Raw genomic sequence first — 12795 nt, 5'->3', positions numbered from 1 at the left:
TAGCTGTGCCTTCGTACGGAGATTGAGGGGACCCCATGGACCAGGCACCAGGCAGCCCGCAGGGGCCGAAGGACGCACCGCGGCTGCCCGGCTGTTACCGGCATCCGGACCGCGAGACCGGCATCGGCTGCGCCCGCTGCGAGCGCCCCATCTGCCCGGAGTGCATGATCAGCGCCTCGGTCGGCTACCAGTGCCCCGAGTGCGTGCGCGGCGGCTCGGGCACCGGCCACGCGCCCGCCGCGAACCAGCCGCGCACGCTCGCGGGCGGCTCGATCGCCTCCGACCCGCGCCTGGTCACCAAGATCCTCCTCGGTCTGAACATCGCGGTGTTCCTCGCGGTCAGTTCTATGGGCGACCGTCTGGTGAGCGACCTCGTCCTGGTCGGAGCGTGGCCGCCCGCCCCCTTCGCGCCGACCGAGGGCGTCGCCGAGGGCCAGTGGTACCGCCTGGTCACGTCGATGTTCACGCACCAGGAGATCTGGCACATCGCGTTCAACATGCTCGGCCTGTGGTGGCTCGGCGGCCCCCTGGAAGCCGCGCTCGGCCGCGCCCGCTATCTGGCGCTCTACATACTGTCCGGCCTCGCGGGCGGCGCCCTGACCTATGTCGTCGCCGACCCGGACCAGGCCTCGCTCGGGGCATCCGGAGCGATCTTCGGACTGCTCGGCGCGACCGCGGTCCTGATGCGGCGCCTGAACTACGACATGCGCCCGGTCATCGCGCTGCTCGCGCTGAACCTGCTCTTCACCTTCACCTGGAGCGGCATCGCCTGGGAGGCGCACGTCGGCGGTCTTGTCGCCGGTGTCGCCATCGCGTACGGGATGGTGCACGCGCCCCGTGAGCGGCGGACGCTCGTGCAGTGGGGGACCTGCGCGGTGGTGCTCGTCGTGGTCCTGGCCACTGTGGTCATCAGGACCGCACAGCTGGTGTGAGGCTTCTGAAGCCCACAGTTGTCCTCCGAAGCGCCTCCCATGTGCCTCCGAGTGCCTCCGAAGCGCACTGTTGTCCACAGCGTGTGCCGGATCTTGTGCATGCTGTGGGGAACAGCTGTGCCCCTTGTCGCTGACCTGGGTTTCCCCAGGAAGGACAAGGGGCCAGTGGTGGCGCGCATGGTGGGCCACCGGTCACACCGGCGTCAACACCATGAGGGTTATCCACAGATCGTCGTTCTTTTCCCCAGTTCGGTCCCCACTGTGGATAGCGCTGTGGATAACTCAGGGCAAGGCTTGCGTTCAGCCCTGCGGGCGGCTCGCTACTTCCACTGCGTGGAGACGCCGAACCCCGCAGCGATGAAGCCGAAGCCGACCACGATGTTCCAGTTGCCCAGCGGGTCGATCGGCAGCTTGCCGTCGGTGACGTAGAAGACGACGATCCAGGCGAGCCCGATGAGGAACATCGCGAGCATCACCGGAGCCACCCAGCTACGACTGGTCAGCTTGATGTTCGTCGCCTTCTTCGCGGGCGGCGTGTAATCGTCGGCCTTCTTGCGGATCCGTGACTTCGGCACGAGGGTCTCTCCTGTCGATACGGGGAGCTGAGCCCTCCCCCGGGCGTCCGTTAGCGTAGTGCTTCCGCGGCGCTGAAGGAGATAAGGGTACGTTGAGCAATTCCGCCGACTCCCCCACAGGTCCGGGTCGTCGCCCTCGCTGGCGGCCGGTCCGGTTGCTGACGGCCGCCGTTTTCGCGCTCGCGGGGCTCATCTTCTTCACCAGTTTCAACACGGCCAAGGGCACGAACATCCGCACCGACGCCTCAATGCTGCGGCTTTCCGACCTCATCCAGGAGCGCAGCCACAAGAACGGCAAGCTGGACGAGTCCAACGGTTCGCTGCGCGACGACGTCGAATCCCTGGCCGAGCGGGACAACGGCGGCACGAAGGCCGACGACGCCCGGCTCAAGGCCCTGGAGAAGAACGCGGGCACCAAGAAGCTCAGCGGCGACGCCGTCTCCGTCACCCTCGCCGACGCCCCGCCGGACGCCACCGCCAAGCTCCCCGGCTACCCCGAGCCCCAGCCGAACGACCTGGTCATCCACCAGCAGGACCTCCAGGCCGTGGTCAACGCCCTCTGGCAGGGCGGCGCGAAGGGCATCAAGGTCATGGACCAGCGGCTCATCTCCACCAGCGCCGTGCGCTGCGTGGGCAACACCCTGATCCTCCAGGGCCGCGTCTACTCGCCCCCGTACAAGGTGACGGCGGTCGGCGACCCGGAGAAGCTCAAGACGGCTCTCGCGGCGTCTCCGGAGATCCAGAACTACATGCTGTACGTCAACGCCTACGGCCTCGGCTGGAAAGTCGACGACGACGGGGCGATGACTCTTCCCGGCTACTCGGGCACAGTGGATCTCCACTACGCGAAGCCTGTGGAGTAACCCGTGGAGTAGCACCCGGGGAGGGACCGTCCGGTGTCGGTGCGAGTGCTGTTGAGGACGTTCAGCGAACTGTGCATCACCGTCGGCACGCTGATCGTGCTCTTCGTGGTGTACGTCCTGTTCTGGACCGGCGTGAAGGCCGACAGCGCCATGGACGGGCAGATCGACGACCTGCGGGACCAGTGGGCGCAGGGCTCCGTGCCCACGGGGACGGATGATGAGGCCGCCGGGACCTCCGAGACCTCTCCGAAGAAGCCCGCCCCCTACAAGGACGGCAAGCCCTTCGCCGTCATGTACATCCCGCGGTTCGGTTTCACGTGGAACAAGCCGGTGCTCCAGGGCACCGGAACCGACCTCCTCAAGAAGGGGCTCGGTCACTACGGAGACACCGCTCAGCTCGGCCAGCGGGGCAACTTCTCCGTGGCGGGCCATCGCCGCACCTACGGCGACCCCTTCAAGGACTTCCCGGAGCTGCGGCCGAACGACCCCGTGGTCCTGACCGACGGCACCACCTGGTTCACGTACCGCGTCGACAACAAGCCCTACAAGACGCTGCCCGGCGACATCGACGTCATCGATCCGGTCCCGCGCAAGTCCGGATACGAGGGGCCGGGCCGTTACCTCACCCTTACCACCTGTGAACCAGAGTGGGGCCACAGCCACCGGTTGATCGTCTGGGCGCACCTCGACGCCACCCAGCCCGTCGAGGCCGGGAAACCGGAGGCACTGCGCCGTTAGTCTGGTGCCGTACGGCGACGGAAGGGACGGCATGTACGGCTGGATCTGGCGGCATCTGCCGGGAAACGCATGGGTAAGGGCACTGCTTTCGCTGATGCTCGTCTTCGCTGTGGTCTACGTGCTCTTCCAGTACGTCTTCCCCTGGGCCGAGCCGCTGCTTCCCTTCAACGACGTGACGGTGGACGGCCAGTGAGTACCGAGAGGCGCCCCAGCCGCATCCTGGTGGTCGACAACTACGACAGCTTCGTCTTCAACCTCGTCCAGTACCTGTACCAGCTGGGCGCCGAGTGCGAGGTCCTGCGCAACGACGAGGTCGAGCTGCGCCACGCGCAGGACGGCTTCGACGGAGTCCTGCTCTCGCCGGGCCCCGGCACCCCCGAGCAGGCCGGTGTCTGCGTCGACATGGTGCGCCACTGCGCCGACACCGGGGTGCCGGTGTTCGGCGTCTGCCTCGGCATGCAGTCGATGGCGGTGGCGTACGGCGGAGTGGTGGACCGGGCGCCGGAGTTGCTGCACGGCAAGACGTCCTCGGTCGTGCACGAGGGCGAGGGCGTGTTCGCCGGGCTCCCGTCGCCGTTCACCGCGACCCGCTACCACTCGCTCGCCGCCGAGCCGGCCACCGTCCCTGCCGAGCTCCAGGTGACCGCGCGCACGGAGGACGGCATCATCATGGGCCTGCGCCACCGTGAATTGCCGGTCGAGGGCGTGCAGTTCCACCCCGAGTCCGTCCTCACCGAACACGGCCACCTGATGCTCGCCAACTGGCTCGTCGAGTGCGGCGACAAGGGGGCGGTCGGCCGGTCCAGCGGCCTTGCCCCGGTGGTGGGCAGGGCCACGGCGTGACCGCGTTGCGCCCCGAGCGCGATTCCTCCGGACTCCCTTACGACGAGCAGCACGCGTCGTACGGGGAGCCGGGGGCTTTCGAGGCGCCCGGGGCGTACGAGGCGGCGGTCGATCACCTCTCCGACCCGCTGACGGACCCGCTGCCGGGCCAGCACCCTTCACCGTGGTTCCGCAGCGGCCCCGCGGAGCCGGAGCCGCAGCCGGAGACACAGCCGGAGCCGGAGCGGCCTCTGGAGCAGGAGTGGTACGACCCCGAGGGCTACGCCCGGGACTGGTACGGGACGCGGGAGCCGACGTACGAGGAGCTGTACGGCGCGTACGCCCCTCAGCAGGCCCAGCAGCCCCAACCCCAGCCCCAGGAGCCGCAGGCCCCGGCGGTGTACGACAACGAGACGGTGGGTCTGCGCACGGCGGACACGCGCCGAATAGTGGAGCCGCAGCCGCAGCCGCAGCCGGAACCGGGTGGCAGGGCAGCCCGCCGAAAGGCCGCCAAGAAGGGCGCCTCCGGCGCACCCCCCGCGTCGACGGACCCCGCCGCCCCCCTCTCCCGCGTCGAGGCCCGTCGCGCCGAGCGCGCCCGCAGGCCCTCCGCGGGCGCCGTCGTCAGCCGGGGGATCGGCGAGCTGTTCATCACGGTCGGCGTCCTGATGCTTCTCTTCGTCACCTACCAGCTCTGGTGGACGAACATCCGCGCCCACCAGCAGGCCGACGGCGCCGCCAACGACCTCCAGGAGGAGTGGGCGAAAGGCAAGGGCAAGCCCGGCGCCTTCGAACCCGGGCAGGGCTTCGCGCTCCTGCACATCCCCCGCCTCGACGTCGTCGTGCCGATCGCCGAGGGCATCGACAAGTCGAAGGTCCTCGACCGCGGCATGGTCGGCCACTACAACGAGGGCGGCACCAAGACCCCGATGCCGGACGCGAAGCAGGGCAACTTCGCCGTCGCCGGGCACCGCAACACCCACGGTGAACCGTTCCGGTACATCAACCGTCTTGAGCCGGGGGACCCGATCGTCGTCGAGACGCAGGACACGTACTACGTCTACAAGATGGCGAGCATCCTGCCGCAGACCCAGCCCAACAACACCTCGGTGATCGGACCGATCCCCCCGGGGTCGGGCTTCACCAAGGCGGGCCGCTACATCACACTGACCACGTGCACCCCGGAATTCACGAGTAAGTATCGAATGATCGTCTGGGGCAAGATGGTCGAGGAACGACCGCGCGGCAAGGGCAAACCGAGCGCGCTCGTCAACTGAACGGTGAGAACGGGGCAGAACCAGTGGCAGCCACGACCGACCACGAAGAGGAGCAGGCCGAGGCGACCGCGCCTTCGCCGGCGCCACGACAGCGGGGCCGCGGCCCGATCGCCACGGCGGTCAGCGTCTTCGGCGAACTCCTCATCACCGCGGGCCTGGTGCTCGGTCTCTTCGTCGTCTACTCCCTGTGGTGGACCAACGTCGTCGCGGACCGCGAGGCGCACAAGCAGGGCGACCGGGTCCGCGACCGCTGGGCGGGCGGCCCCGGCGAGCTGAAGACCAAGGACGGCATCGGCTTCCTCCACGTGCCCGCGATGGGCAACGGCGAGGTGCTGGTCACCAAGGGCACCGACAGCAAGGTGCTCAACCACGGTGTCGCGGGCTACTACGAGGACCCGGTCAAGTCGGCGCTCCCCGAGGACAAGGAAGGCAACTTCACGCTGGCCGCGCACCGCGACGGGCACGGCGCGAAGTTCCACAAGATCGACAAGATCAAGAAGGGCGACTCGATCGTCTTCGAGTCCCGGGACAAGTGGTACGTCTACAAGGTCTACTCGACGCTTTCGGAGACCTCGAAGTACAACGTGAACGTCCTGAACCCGGTCCCGAAGGAATCGGGCGCGAAGAAGCCCGGCCGCTACATCACCCTGACGACGTGCACGCCGGTCTATACGTCGAACTACCGCTACGTGGTATGGGGCGAGTTGGAGCGGGTCGAGAAGGTCGACAACAAGCGGACACCACCGGCGGAGCTCCAGTAAGTACTGCGCCCAGAAAGTACTGCGCCCAGAAAGTACTGAGAGCCCCGGCCGCCGCGTACCGCGCGGTGGCCGGGGCTCTTTCTCGTGTACGGCTACGAGGTGGGCGCTCAGTCCTCGTTGTTGCGGGAGAAGCCGGCGTTGCCCCCGAGGAAGCCGCCTCCGTCGTCCCCGCCGTTGCCGCCGCCGTTGTCGCCCTGGTTGCCACCTGCCGTGGTCAGGTTGACCGCGGTGCCCGGGTCGACCTGCTCGTTGGCGCCGGGCTGGGAGAGGACCACGAGGGCATCGTCCTCCTGCGGGCCCGTAATGGTGCCGACCGTCAGATCGGCGTCCTCGATGGCCTTACGGGCGTCCTTGAGCTTCTGGCCCGTGAGCGCCGGCACGGTGGCCTTCTCGGCGGCCTTGGCGACCTTCAGTGTGACCGTCGAGCCCGGGTCCGCCTGGCTCTGCGGGGCGAGGCTCTGCGAGATGACCTTGCCGGCCTCGACAGAGTCGCTCTCTTCTTCCTCGCACGTACCGACGAGGTCGTTGGTCTTCAGCTGGGCCTTGGCCTCTTCGCAGGTCTTGCCGGCGACATCGGGGACCGTGGCCTTCTCGGCCGCCTTGGCGACGGTCAGCGTGATCGTGGCGTCCTTCGCCGCCTCGGTGTCGCGTGCGGGGTCCTGGTCGATGACCGTGCCGGGAGTCTGCTCGGACTCCTCCGACTCCTTCTGGACGTCGGTGAAGCCCTTGTCGTTGAGCTGCTTCTCGGCCTTCGCGTAGCTCAGGCCCTGAACGTCCGGGACGAGGATCTTCGGAGCACCGGTGGACACGACCACGTTGATGGTCGAGTTCTTCTCGACATCGGTGTTGGCCTTGGGGTCCTGGCTGCAGATCTTGCCCTTGCTCTGGGACGCGCATTCCTTGCGTTCCGAAACCGCGATCTTCAGGTCGACGTTACTGGCCTGCGTCTGCGCGTCCTTGTACTTCTCGCCCACGAAGTTCGGCGCCTTGATCGAGTCGCTGCCGCCACCGCCCCCCATGAACGTCTTCCCGATCAGGATCGCGCCGACGAGAACAAGCAGCCCCGCCAGGATCAACAGGATCGTGGAGGTGTTGCTCTTCTTCTGGCGGCGGCGCGAATGATCGTCGTAGCCGTCGTCCGGGCCGACCGGCGGCATCATCGATGTCTGGCCGCCGCCGTTCTGCGGGCGCAGCATCGCCGTCTGCTGGTCATCGGGGTGGCCGCCGTAGCCGACCGCGCCCATGGCCGCGGTGGCCTGGACGGGCTGGCCGTCGAGGCAGGCCTCGATGTCGGCGCGCATCTCGTCGGCCGACTGGTAGCGGTAGTCCGGGTCCTTGGTGAGGGCCTTCAGGACGATCGCGTCCATCTCCGGCGTGATCTCGCCGTCGAAGACGCTCGGGGCCTGCGGCTCCTCCCGTACGTGCTGGTAGGCGACCGCCACCGGGGAGTCCCCGACGAACGGCGGGCGCACCGTCAGGAGCTCGTAGAGCAGGCAGCCCGTCGAGTAGAGGTCGGAGCGCGCGTCGACCTGCTCGCCCTTGGCCTGCTCCGGCGAGAGGTACTGCGCCGTGCCGATGACCGCCGCCGTCTGCGTCATCGTCATCCCGGAGTCGCCCATCGCGCGGGCGATGCCGAAGTCCATGACCTTGACCTGGCCGTTGCGCGTCAGCATGACGTTCGCGGGCTTGATGTCACGGTGGACGATGCCGTTGCGGTGGGAGTACTCAAGGGCCTGGAGGATGCCGATCGTCATCTCCATGGCGCGCTCGGGCAGCAGCTTGCGCCCGGAGTGCAGCAGCTCACGCAGGGTGGAGCCGTCGACGTACTCCATCACGATGTACGGGATCGAGACCCCGTCCACGTAGTCCTCGCCGGTGTCGTAGACCGCGACGATCGCAGGATGGTTGAGCGAGGCGGCCGACTGGGCCTCGCGGCGGAACCGGGCCTGGAATGACGGGTCGCGCGCGAGGTCAACGCGCAGCGTCTTCACCGCCACGGTGCGGCCGAGGCGGGTGTCGTGCGCGAGGTAGACCTCCGCCATCCCACCACGGCCGAGCACCTGGCCCAGCTCGTACCGCCCGCCGAGGCGACGCGGCTCTTCCATAGCTAATCCAGCCCTCTCCGTCAGTCCCGACCGCACCCTTGTGTGGTCCGGCGGTGTGCTGTCCGGGCATACCGTACCCGGCTCGCCTTACGTGACCCGGCCGCCACCGTCACCCGATACAGGACCGGTATCGCAACGTGCACTGATGTGAAGAGGCCGTGATGCGCGTCACTTCTTGCTGTCGAGCACCGCCTGCATCACGCTCTTGGCGATGGGAGCGGCCAGACCGCCACCGGAGATGTCGTCGCGGCCGGCCTTGTCGTCCTCGACGACCACGGCGACCGCCACCGGCGAACCGGAGTCGGTCTTGGCGTAGCTGATGAACCACGCGTAGGGGTTCTCGCTGTTGTCGACGCCGTGCTGGGCCGTACCGGTCTTGCCACCCACCGTGACGCCGGGGATCTTGGCGTTCGTACCGGTGCCGTCGTTGATGACCGTCTCCATCATGTCCTGCAGCTTCTGCGCGTTCTCCTCGGAGACCGGCCGGCTCATCTCCTTGGGCGCGTGCTTCTCGATCACGTCCAGGTTCGGCGCCTGAAGCTCGCTCACCATGTACGGCTCCATCAGCTTGCCGTCGTTGGCGATGGCCGAGGCGACCATGGCCATCTGCAGCGGCGTCGCGGCCGTCTCGAACTGGCCGATGGAGGAGAGCGCGGTCTGCGGCCTGTCCATCTTCTTGGGGAAGACGGAGGCGTTCGAGCGGACCGGCACGAACTGCTCTTCGTTGAAGCCGAACTTCTCGGCCGTCTCAAGCATCTTGTCCTTGCCGAGGTCCGAGCCGATCTTGCCGAAGACCGTGTTGCAGGACACCCGCAGCGCCTCACGCAGCGAGGCGTTCTTGCAGGGGAGGTTGCCTTCGTTCGGCAGCGGCTGCGTGGTGTCGGGCATCGTCCAGGGCAGCGGGGACTTGGTGGGCGCGTCGATGTCCTTGTACAGCTCGTGCTCCAGGGCCGCCGCGGCGGTGACCGCCTTGAAGGTGGAGCCCGGCGGGTACGTCTCGCGCAGGGCGCGGTTGAGCATCGGCTGGTCTTTGTTCTTGTCCAGCTTCCCGAACTCCTCGGCTTCCTCGTCCGTGTTGCCCGCGAACGTCGAGGGGTCGTACGAAGGAGCGGAGGCCAGCGCCAGGATCGCGCCGGTGGACGGGTCCAGCGCGGCGACTGCGCCCTTGCCGCGACCCTTCAGGCCCTTGTACGCGGCCTTCTGCGCGGCGGCGTTGAGGGTCGTGACGGCATTGCCGCCCTCCTTCTTCTTACCCGTGATCATGTCCAGGCTGCGGGTGAAGAAGAGCCGGTCGTCGTTGCCGGTGAGGATGCCGTCCTCGATGGACTCGATCTGCGTGGCACCGATGCGCTGCGAGGCGAAGCCGGTGACGGGCGACCACATGGGCCCGTCCTTGTACGTCCTCTTGTACTTGTAGTCGCCGCCCTCGGTCTCCTTGGAGCCGGTGATGGCCTTGCCGTCGACGATGATGTCGCCGCGCGGCGAGGCGTACCGCTCGATGGAGACGCGGCGGTTCTTGTCGTGCTCGGCCAGAGTGTCGGCCTGTACGTACTGAAGCCAGTTGTCCCGGGCGAGCAGGGCGAGGACGAGCAGTCCGCAGAAGATCGCGATCCGGCGCAGGGGCTTGTTCACGGTCGGACCACCTGGGTCATCTCGGCGTCGGGGTTGGGGGCGGGGGCCGGCGCGGGGCGTCGTGCGGTGTCGCTGATGCGGATGAGGATGCCGATCAGAGCCCAGTTGGCGATCACGGAGGAACCGCCGTTCGCGAGGAACGGCATGGTCATACCGGTCAGCGGGATCAGGCCCATGACACCGCCGGAGACGACGAACACCTGGATGGCGAAGGCGCCGGACAGGCCGATCGCCAGGAGCTTGCCGAACGGGTCGCGGGCGGCGAGCGCCGTACGCACACCGCGCTCCACGATCAGCCCGTAGATCAGCAGGATCGCCATGACACCGGCGAGACCCAGCTCCTCGCCGAAGGTGGCGAGGATGAAGTCGGAGTTGGCGGCGAAGCCGATCAGGTCGGAGTGGCCCTGGCCGAGGCCGGTGCCGAGCACGCCGCCCGAGCCGAACGCCATCAGGGACTGGGCGATCTGGTCACTGCCCGTCGAGGCGATGACGGCGTCGGAGAACGGGTTCAGCCAGGCGTCCACACGCTCCTGGACGTGCGGCTCGAAAGTGGCCACACCCACGGCGCCCACCGAGGACATCACCAGGCCGAACACGATCCAGCTGGTGCGCTCCGTGGCGACGTACAGCATCACGACGAACATGCCGAAGAACAGCAGCGACGTACCGAGGTCGGTCTCGAAGACCAGGATCAGGATGGACATCGCCCAGACCACGATGATCGGACCGAGGTCACGGCCACGCGGCAGGTAGATCCCCATGAAGCGGCGGCTGGCCAGCGCGAGCGCGTCGCGCTTCACCATCAGATAGCCCGCGAAGAAGATCGCGATGACGATCTTCGCGAACTCACCGGGCTGGATGGAGAATCCGCCGACGCTGATCCAGATCCTCGCGCCGAAAATGTTCATGCCGAGGCCCGGAACGAGCGGAAGCAGCAGCAGGACGAGGGACCCGACCATCGAGATGTACGTGTAGCGCTGCAGGACACGGTGGTCCTTGAGCAGCAGCAGCACGGCCACGAAGAGCGCGATGCCGATGGCCGAGTACATCAGCTGCTTGGGCGCGGAGGCGCTGAAGGAGCCGGTGGCCGCCTTGGCGATGTTCTGCAGCTTCTCAGACTGGTCCAGGCGCCAAATGACAACCAGACCAAGCCCATTGAGCAGCGTCGCGAGCGGCAGCAGCAGCGGGTCCGCGTAGGGCGCGAACCTGCGCACCACGATGTGACCGACGGCCGCGAGCAGCCCGATGCCACAGCCGTAGCCGAGCATGCCGGACGGCAGCTCGCCGTCGATCGCGAGCCCTACGTTGACGTAGGCGAACAGCGGGATGACGACGGCGAACGCGAGGAGCGCGAGCTCGGTGTTGCGCCTGCTCGGCGCTCCGATCGCGCCGATGGTCGACGTGTGTGTAGTGCTACTGCTCATGGCGTGCAAAGGCCCCCAACGGCTGCTTACTGCTTACCGCACAGTGGGACCAGCTTCTCCTCGTCCTCGGAGAGGCTGGGGCCGGGTGTGGGAGTCGGTGCGGTCTTGGACTTGTTGGCGTCTGTCTTGTTCGAGTCGCTGTTCTTGTTCTTGTCGGGCGACGTGGTCGGGTCGTCCTCGGCCTTGGTGAGACCGGTCGTCCCGCCCGCCTCGCCCTCGCCGGGCTTGGCGTTCTCGCGCTCGGCCTGGCGGCGCTCGGCGTCCTTCTGGCACGCCGAGGCCTGCATGCCGAGCTCCTTGATCTTGCCCTTGGCGTCGTCGAGGTTGCCCTCGGCGATGGTCGCCTCGACCTGCTTGCGCTGATACGGCGGCAGGTACTTGAGTTCGATCTTCGGGTAGTTCTCCTCGACCTTCGACAGGCTGACCCAGGCCAGATCCTGATCGATGCCGCGGTACAGGGCGACGTTCTTGTCGTTCGTGCCTACGTAGTACTGGGTTTGAGTCCAGCGGTAGCCGCCGTAGAGGCCGCCGCCGATGACCGCGAGGGCGAGCACGGTGTAGAGCGATCTCTTGAGCCACTTGCGGCGCCCGCCGGGCTTCACGAAGTCCTCGTCGCTGAACGCGCCGAAGCTTCCCTCGGGAACGTATCCCGTCGTGTCACCGCTTCCGGGCGGCCCGAAGCCGCCTCCGGAGGGCTGCGGGGGCACCGGACGCCCGAGGCCCGACGCACGGCCCGCGGGCGTCTGCATGGCGCCGTCGTCCTGCGCCTGGAGCTGGTTCTCGGCGACCGCGCCGACGACCACGGGGGTGTCGGAGAGCTGGCCGGCCAGGGTGTCGCCGCTGTCGATGTCCAGGACATCGGCGACGATCACCGTGATGTTGTCGGGCCCGCCGCCGCGCAGCGCGAGCTGGATGAGCTCCTGCACGGTCTCCTGCGGGCCGTGGTAGCTCGCGAGGGTGTCTTCCATGGTCTGGTGCGACACGACGCCGGAGAGGCCGTCAGAGCAGATCAAGTACCGGTCGCCCGCGCGGACTTCACGGATGGAGAGATCCGGCTCGACATGCTCGCCACTGCCGAGCGCGCGCATCAGCAAGGAGCGCTGCGGGTGGGTGGTGGCTTCTTCCTCGGTGATCCGGCCCTCGTCGACGAGCCGCTGCACCCAGGTGTGGTCCTGGGTGATCTGCGTGAGAACACCATCCCGAAGGAGGTACGCCCGTGAGTCACCGACGTGGACGAGGCCAAGGCGCTGACCCGTCCACAGAAGTGCCGTCAGGGTGGTCCCCATGCCCTCGAGCTGGGGATCCTCCTCGACCATCAGGCGCAGTTGGTCGTTGGCGCGCTGCACGGCGGTGCCGAGCGACGTGAGGATGTCCGATCCCGGCACGTCGTCGTCGAGGGTGACGAGCGTCGAGATCACCTCGGAGCTCGCGACCTCGCCCGCGGCCTGGCCCCCCATGCCGTCGGCGATCGCGAGGAGACGCGGACCGGCGTAACCGGAGTCCTCGTTCCCCTCCCGGATCATGCCTTTGTGCGATCCGGCGGCGAAACGCAAAGACAGACTCATGCGCACCTCGCCCGTCGGCTCCGGGTACATCCGCACGGTGCCCACCCTCCGGTCGGGAGCGCGCTGGCGTCCAGTGTGTGGACCGCGTCGACTCGCTCGCT

General features: G+C 67.8%; 12 protein-coding genes. 7 read left to right on the top strand and 5 right to left on the bottom strand.

The features are described 5' to 3' along the window. Nucleotides 1–35 precede the first annotated feature (35 nt). A complete protein-coding gene (locus ACGFX9_RS34940; RefSeq protein ID WP_393482683.1) occupies nt 36–932 on the top strand; it encodes a rhomboid family intramembrane serine protease in 897 nt (298 codons plus the stop codon). 320 nt (nt 933–1252) lie between these two features. Here the strand turns inward: ACGFX9_RS34940 and crgA are convergent, their stop codons facing one another. After that, on the bottom strand, nt 1253–1507 hold the full coding sequence (crgA, locus tag ACGFX9_RS34935; protein WP_160506128.1) for a cell division protein CrgA: 255 nt from the start codon (nt 1505–1507) through the stop codon (nt 1253–1255). A 92-nt stretch (nt 1508–1599) separates the two neighbouring features. Here crgA and ACGFX9_RS34930 point away from each other — a divergent pair, with 92 nt between their 5' ends. From ACGFX9_RS34930 to ACGFX9_RS34905, 6 genes are read left to right on the top strand one after another with little or no spacing between them, the layout of a single operon-like run. Next, the gene (locus tag ACGFX9_RS34930; protein ID WP_393482680.1) at nt 1600–2370 is read left to right on the top strand and encodes a DUF881 domain-containing protein; all 771 of its coding nucleotides are present in this window, start codon (nt 1600–1602) and stop codon (nt 2368–2370) included. Between the two features lie 39 nt (nt 2371–2409). Next, nucleotides 2410–3108 (top strand): class E sortase, encoded by a 699-nt coding sequence (locus ACGFX9_RS34925; RefSeq protein WP_393482943.1) that lies wholly within the window; start codon nt 2410–2412, stop codon nt 3106–3108. A 31-nt stretch (nt 3109–3139) separates the two neighbouring features. Next, on the top strand, nt 3140–3301 hold the full coding sequence (locus ACGFX9_RS34920) for a hypothetical protein (protein WP_383284977.1): 162 nt from the start codon (nt 3140–3142) through the stop codon (nt 3299–3301). Next, nucleotides 3298–3951, top strand: coding sequence for an aminodeoxychorismate/anthranilate synthase component II (locus ACGFX9_RS34915; protein ID WP_393482677.1), 654 nt, complete (start codon nt 3298–3300; stop codon nt 3949–3951). Before ACGFX9_RS34920 ends, ACGFX9_RS34915 begins: the two co-directional genes overlap by 4 nt. Beyond that, nucleotides 3948–5207, top strand: coding sequence for a class E sortase (locus tag ACGFX9_RS34910; protein WP_393482674.1), 1260 nt, complete (start codon nt 3948–3950; stop codon nt 5205–5207). The genes ACGFX9_RS34915 and ACGFX9_RS34910 overlap by 4 nt, the downstream gene beginning before the upstream one ends. A gap of 23 nt (nt 5208–5230) precedes the next feature. Then, nucleotides 5231–5968, top strand: a complete 738-nt coding sequence (locus ACGFX9_RS34905) for a class E sortase (RefSeq protein WP_393482671.1) — start codon at nt 5231–5233, stop codon at nt 5966–5968. A 107-nt stretch (nt 5969–6075) separates the two neighbouring features. Here ACGFX9_RS34905 and pknB read toward each other — a convergent pair whose 3' ends face one another. The 4 genes from pknB to ACGFX9_RS34885 form a co-directional block, all read right to left on the bottom strand. Then, nucleotides 6076–8073, bottom strand: a complete 1998-nt coding sequence (gene pknB / locus ACGFX9_RS34900) for a Stk1 family PASTA domain-containing Ser/Thr kinase (protein ID WP_393482668.1) — start codon at nt 8071–8073, stop codon at nt 6076–6078. 168 nt (nt 8074–8241) lie between these two features. Then, complete coding sequence (locus ACGFX9_RS34895; protein ID WP_393482665.1) at nt 8242–9705, bottom strand: peptidoglycan D,D-transpeptidase FtsI family protein; 1464 nt, start codon at nt 9703–9705, stop codon at nt 8242–8244. Continuing rightward, the gene (locus tag ACGFX9_RS34890; RefSeq protein ID WP_393482663.1) at nt 9702–11129 is read right to left on the bottom strand and encodes an FtsW/RodA/SpoVE family cell cycle protein; all 1428 of its coding nucleotides are present in this window, start codon (nt 11127–11129) and stop codon (nt 9702–9704) included. Before ACGFX9_RS34890 ends, ACGFX9_RS34895 begins: the two co-directional genes overlap by 4 nt. 26 nt (nt 11130–11155) lie before the next feature. Continuing rightward, on the bottom strand, nt 11156–12694 hold the full coding sequence (locus ACGFX9_RS34885) for a Stp1/IreP family PP2C-type Ser/Thr phosphatase (RefSeq protein ID WP_393482660.1): 1539 nt from the start codon (nt 12692–12694) through the stop codon (nt 11156–11158). Nucleotides 12695–12795 lie beyond the last annotated feature (101 nt).

This window comes from Streptomyces sp. NPDC048436 (assembly GCF_043200355.1).
GTDB lineage: Bacteria > Actinomycetota > Actinomycetes > Streptomycetales > Streptomycetaceae > Streptomyces.
Note: the sequence above shows the minus strand (reverse complement) of the source record. Positions and strands in the feature narration are given on the sequence as shown.